The following is a 4,160-nucleotide window of genomic DNA, read 5'->3' on the forward strand; positions in this document are numbered from 1 at the left end:
GTATTCCTTACCAGCTTGGTGGGCTGGTTTGGCTGGGTTCACAGAATAGTTACAGTTCCGGGTCGGTGCGGTAAGAGATCAAATCCAGGTAAGCATCATGGACATCCTGCCAGCAGCCACTGTCGCTGAGACAGGATGCTTGTGAGGCCAGCGTTGTCATCACCCCGGTAACGGCAACATGGTAAAGGTTAATCCGGTCGGAAGCGGCATGTTGCGCTGAACCCCAGTCCGCTCTCAGAAAACGTTCCCGGGCACCCAGGGTGATGTCAGTAAAGCGTGTTCGATAGTCACTGAACCCTTCAAGAATAATTCTGGCAATCTGCCGGGCTGTGGGAGTTTTCATTACTGCACCTTTTCTCTTATATTTTTATACAAATTCCGCGCCGACCCTGAAGTCCTCCGGTATGAAGCATTAACAGCCGTCTGCCCCGGCAGGGAAGGCCTTGGTTTTCCGCCAGTGAATGGCGGATGGCAAACACGACTTTGCCGGTGTATACCGGATCCAAAGGGCATTGCCGCCTCCTGCTCAAAGGATTTTACCAACTCTCACGGAATACTCCATCCATAGATCGTAGAGCTTGGGTGGAGATGGGTCGGGCCGCGCAGGTCGGGCCGAGCAGGTCGGGCCGCCCGGGAGGCTGTCCGAGAATAGACTGCCCTGCACGGCAACTGCTACTGCGCTTTCTTCTCTGCCTCACTCTGAATTTGACTGAAACCTGTCTCATCAATGATTGTCCGCAAGAATTGCTGACAACATGGTTAGTTTATTGATTGACTGCATCATTTAATATGATTTCATTTGGTTAACTACTTAATCCAGGAAAATTATAACAACGACTAAAACAAAGGATTCAAAGTTGTGAATACAATTAAGAATGCACCTCCTATTGCAGGTCAGACGGGTTCATATTTATTGCCCCCTCAGCCATCATCGGTTGAACATCAGAAAATATCGGTAACACAGTTATCGAATCAAGATTTAATGGTTAATATTCAGCATGCCACTGGTAATTCCCCTGAACAATGCGACCAGGCCAATGATGGCACGCTTGGCAAAGTAGCAGTAACTGCTGATAAAAGGCTGGAAAATTCCCTGGACTATCCCCTGAAGTCCAGCAAGATTCCTGAAAAAACGCCAGAAACTGAGGTTTTGTCCGTAAAAAAAGAACAGTTGTTGTTACCTTTGATGATTCGGTCGGAAAATCCCGATCATCTGGTTAAAAGAGATCATTGGGTTCCGTATGGTGATCCAGATGTTTTTAACTCAGAATTCAGATTATTTGTTGATCGGATAAAAGACAAAATCATCAAAAAGGATATCACTTCTGAAGATTTAATTAAGAAAGCAATTGATACTCGTAAAAACATAGAAATTACCAGAGAAAATGGTTGTGCTGATGAATTTGGATTTCTTCGTAATAATCCGGAAACGATGAGTAAATATTCCATATTTTGTGCCCACACCCCTCTAGGCTCAAATTATTCCTTTGCTAAACAACGTGCGGTTGCGCTGACCCATAATAAATTCTTTATTAATCACAAAACCAAGTCAGGAAAAATCTTTATTGAATACGTCTCTGAAAAACGTAAACCAGATCCCGTTAAAGTTGGTGATCTACATTATGGCGTTGTTGTGGGTAATGCAGGAGACAATAAGGTTTATCTAACCCAAATAGTGACCAGCCCCAGAATCTGGGAGCGTCGAATGTTGCATTTTTTTGGTGAAGGTTGTAACCATTATGTTGGCAAGGATAATCGCTCTGCTTTAATTATCCATACGGATCCTGATCAACTGAATCCGGGGTTACAGCATGTTCAGGGTTTAATTGATCAGGCGATGGCGGGCGACCTTTCAGTAATCCCCCGCATTCACTGGTGGTATGTACACCTGGCACCAACGGTCAGGGGACCCGGTGGTACTGCAGAAATGATCATCCATGCACTGTGTGCCGCCAGGGGTTACTATCTACCCGGTTGGGCAAAAGATATAGCGCCTTCCTTTGAGGTACTTGTGGAACCGAATGAGGACACCTTTTGTCAAAACTACCATCAATTATTTGAGGCACATCAGGAGGCATTACAAATGCTGTTTACCAAAAGGCACCAGTGACGTCTGCTGTCGGATAGAAGGTTTACGACGATATTTTGCTATGCTTACCGGTTGTGTAAACATTCTATCTGTCAGACTGGTACGACTGCCATGAAAAACACCCCTCTCTCCCTGGAAAATTATCAACGTCCTGCTCTGAATACCCCTGATGGTGCTGAAAAAATCCTGCTGCATTCCTGCTGTGCCCCCTGCGCCGGTGAAGTGATGGAAGCGATTCAGGCATCAGGTATTGAGCAAACCGTATTCTTTTATAACCCAAACATCCACCCGGCTGAGGAGTACCGGCTGCGCAAGGATGAAAACAAACGGTTCTGTGACAAACTCAACATTCCGTTTATTGATGCTGATTATGATACCGACCACTGGTTTGCCCGCACCCGGGGCCTGGAAAATGAGCCGGAACGGGGTAAACGCTGCACCGTCTGTTTCGATATGCGCTTTGAACGAACCGCCCTTTATGCCTATGAACACCACTTTTCAGTGATCTCCAGCACCCTGGGCATTTCACGCTGGAAGAACATGGAACAGATCAATGACTGCGGCATCCGTTCTGCCGGGCACTACCCCGGTGTTTCCTACTGGACGTACAACTGGCGTAAACAAGGGGGCAGCCAAAGAATGATTGAGCTGTCCAAACGGGAAGCATTCTATCAACAGGAATACTGCGGTTGCGTATACAGCCTGCGGGACACCAACCGGTCCCGAATGGCCCGGGGACGCAACCGGATAAAAAGACTGGTGAATTTTTACGGCCAGAGTAACAAGGCACAGGACGAAGACTGTGTCATTATCGCTAAATCCTCGTGACGACCATCCCCCGGGCATTGCCACAGTCCCCCTTTGATCTCGCCAGGAAAATGCAACTACGGACAGACAGTAAGAACCTAATGGAACTTTCCGAGCCCTGTTGAATCTGCTGCCAATGTCTTTGCGGGCAGAGACACTGAGTTCGAAATTACCCCTCCCACCGGATCTTAAACACAAATTGCAACAGGCCATCGAGTTGGTGATTAATCCGTGTTTATACAGTTATGCGAAGCTTCTGGAACTCAAACAAAGTGGCTTAACCATTCAAAAGCGTTTTATGTATGCAGGAAATTATGAAATTTTGCTTGACCTGTTGCTTTATTCCGAAATGATCAGAAACAATCAACCAGAGCACGAGCAAATCCGGGAACATGAAAAAGAAGCGTGTCGCTTACTTCGACTGCTTCTGCAGAGCGGGGCAACGCTGGAGAGCACCATTCCCTTCACGAAAGACATGGACGGGGACTTATATCCGGTAATGCCGGCGAGCGCAATGAATTACATCGTGGCGGCCTTTGGTCCATTTGATTTTCTGACCCTGAAACATCTTGAGAGCATACCTTTAATCGGTTGCCCGGGAAACGTCGTTGAATTCAACCAAATCTGTCAGGGGCTCAGTCCAGAGCAAATACAGCAACGTATGACAAAAGTATTGGATGTGACATTTGATCCTCCCCCCTCGACCTAATCAAACCCCACTTGCTGGCCCTCTTTCATTACGGTGCTTACATCGACGTAGTAAGAGGGAGGACCGCTTAATTGTGGATTATTAACGGCACCATTATTTCCTGGGGGATTAAGCATTATTAGAGACCTTTCTATTTATAAAATGACAGAGATGCTCTTGTCCTGTGGCTATGGGTGCAGTGTCTGGAAATATTTTCCCGCAAAGTCATGGCGTTTGATGAGGACAGTCCATTTTCAGAGTTTGAGCACATTCTTATTCAGGACGGCTCATCGCAAGCTGTTTATGATGCGCTGAAGGAAGCATTTCCCGGCAGATTCTCAACCGTCAGTCCTGCTGCCGTCGAGCTTCATACGACAATGGATCTTCTCACCAACAACCTGGTGCGAGTGCAGCTCACTGAAGACACTCGTTCAGAAAGAGACTGTCTGCCACCACTGCCAACATCCATGGCCTATATACTGATGCTGATGGATGCCGGTTATTTTGAACTGGAACTCTTTGCTGCTATTGATGACCGGGAGGGTTCTTTTATCTGCAAGGCTCCTCAGAGTATCA

At 46.9% G+C, this 4,160-nt stretch carries 4 protein-coding genes and 1 pseudogene; 4 read left to right on the plus strand and 1 reads right to left on the minus strand.

The window, feature by feature from the left end:
- Window positions 1-49: 49 nt before the first annotated feature.
- The gene (locus tag KDK14_RS14775; protein ID WP_257265939.1) at window positions 50-343 is read right to left on the minus strand and encodes an isocitrate dehydrogenase kinase/phosphatase AceK regulatory subunit; all 294 of its coding nucleotides are present in this window, start codon (window positions 341-343) and stop codon (window positions 50-52) included.
- Window positions 344-1,150: 807 nt separating this feature from the next.
- On the opposite strand from KDK14_RS14775, the gene KDK14_RS14780 reads away from it, so the two are divergent.
- The 4 genes and pseudogenes from KDK14_RS14780 to KDK14_RS14795 all read left to right on the plus strand — a co-directional run.
- Window positions 1,151-2,110, plus strand: a complete 960-nt coding sequence (locus KDK14_RS14780) for a hypothetical protein (RefSeq protein WP_257265940.1) — start codon at window positions 1,151-1,153, stop codon at window positions 2,108-2,110.
- A gap of 90 nt (window positions 2,111-2,200) precedes the next feature.
- Complete coding sequence (locus KDK14_RS14785) at window positions 2,201-2,917, plus strand: epoxyqueuosine reductase QueH (RefSeq protein WP_257265941.1); 717 nt, start codon at window positions 2,201-2,203, stop codon at window positions 2,915-2,917.
- Window positions 2,918-3,095: 178 nt separating this feature from the next.
- Complete coding sequence (locus KDK14_RS14790) at window positions 3,096-3,605, plus strand: hypothetical protein (protein ID WP_257265942.1); 510 nt, start codon at window positions 3,096-3,098, stop codon at window positions 3,603-3,605.
- 206 nt (window positions 3,606-3,811) lie between these two features.
- Window positions 3,812-4,160: pseudogene (locus KDK14_RS14795) on the plus strand (IS4 family transposase); the annotation flags it as partial.

It is taken from the genome of Endozoicomonas sp. ONNA2, from assembly GCF_024606365.1.
GTDB lineage: Bacteria > Pseudomonadota > Gammaproteobacteria > Pseudomonadales > Endozoicomonadaceae > Endozoicomonas.